The sequence below is a fragment of the Moorena sp. SIO4A1 genome (assembly GCF_010672065.1).
Taxonomy (GTDB): Bacteria; Cyanobacteriota; Cyanobacteriia; order Cyanobacteriales; family Coleofasciculaceae; genus Moorena.
The window spans coordinates 1-1,176 of record NZ_JAAHHX010000920.1; the positions used below are offsets into that span (position 1 = coordinate 1).

Consider the following 1,176-nt stretch of genomic DNA (forward strand, 5'->3'; position numbering starts at 1 on the left):
TATAACAGTTTCTCATGCCAGCTAAAGCTAAAACCTTAGAAAAAGTGGCTAAAAAATTAGGCTTTCAGAAAGTTCGTCAAAAAGGAAGTCATGCCCGTTGGAAGCATCCGGATGGAGCGATGCAGCGCGGTCTTGGGGGTTTCCCCCATGAGCGACTGCATCAAGAAACGGTCAACCACTATTCCTGTTCATGGTAATGCTGAGATTGGAGGTTGGTTATTTCGAGAAATACTGAAGCAGTTAGGGATTAGTGAGAAGGAATTTGATCAACTCAAAGCTCTTATAGCATTTATTGCAGTTAGGAGGTACACTTATCAACTTCAAAGTCCCCCTTTTTAAGGGGGATTTAGGGGGATCGCTTTGTACCTCATTAAGTCGTAGAATTGCTATATAGGGCGGGGAGTGTCAAAGCACTAAATTACTAGCCACTGACCATCGACTTCAACTTATTCAATAAATTATCCCCATCTAACTTAAGTTTCCATGGCAGCAATTCAGGGTTCTCCGGGTCTAAATTCTCCCACATTTGCAACCACTTACGAGCGCTATCTTTGTCTTTTTTCGCCATGAATAATTCAATTTGAGCAGTGCAAAAATTACTAAACTCCGAAAACTGAAAGCGCTGGCGAGATATTAGAGGCTTGAGCAAAGCTTCTGCTTCTGCAATTTCTCCTTTTTTGATTTTCAACCTTGCCAGAGATATAATTGGAAATAGATAATCAGGATATTTTGATGATAGTTCTGACAAAAGGTTGTAGGCTTCTTCTGTGCGTCCTTGCATTTGATAGGCACCAGCTAAGTTGTTGAGTAAATCTGGTGAGTCGGGTTCTATTTCCAAAGCTTTTTGCAGTATTGTTTCTGCCTCTACCGCTTTTTCTACTCCTCCTTTTTTCATCAACGATATAGCTTTAGCCCCCAGAGTTTGAACTTTACGGGAATGATTCGGCACAGTGGGCTCGTCGTGAAGCTCATAGGAGATTAAGTTAACCTCTTGCAATTCACCTTGAAACCACATTTTTACACCTTCTTGGGGCAACAGTTTGGCTTCAGACACCGTTATCGCAGCTTCATAACGCATGGCATCAGGACCGTGCTGGCTGATGGCAAAGTCCCGCAGTGCTACTAGCATTTCCGGAGTTTTGGCCAAACTAGCAAAGCGAAAAGCAAATTCTCTTC

Annotated in this window: 3 protein-coding genes; 2 read left to right on the top strand and 1 reads right to left on the bottom strand. The window is 42.5% G+C overall.

The features are described from left to right. The first annotated feature begins 14 nt into the window (after window positions 1-14). A complete protein-coding gene (locus F6K53_RS44090) occupies window positions 15-197 on the top strand; it encodes a type II toxin-antitoxin system HicA family toxin (protein ID WP_293087186.1) in 183 nt (60 codons plus the stop codon). Then, window positions 148-339: a type II toxin-antitoxin system HicA family toxin gene (locus F6K53_RS44095; RefSeq protein WP_293087188.1), complete on the top strand. Its 192-nt coding sequence runs from the start codon at window positions 148-150 to the stop codon at window positions 337-339. Before F6K53_RS44090 ends, F6K53_RS44095 begins: the two co-directional genes overlap by 50 nt. Before the next feature lie 82 nt (window positions 340-421). Here the strand turns inward: F6K53_RS44095 and F6K53_RS44100 are convergent. Then, window positions 422-1,176, bottom strand: a 755-nt coding sequence (locus F6K53_RS44100) for a tetratricopeptide repeat protein (RefSeq protein WP_293087191.1), incomplete at its 5' end; no start/stop codon positions are given.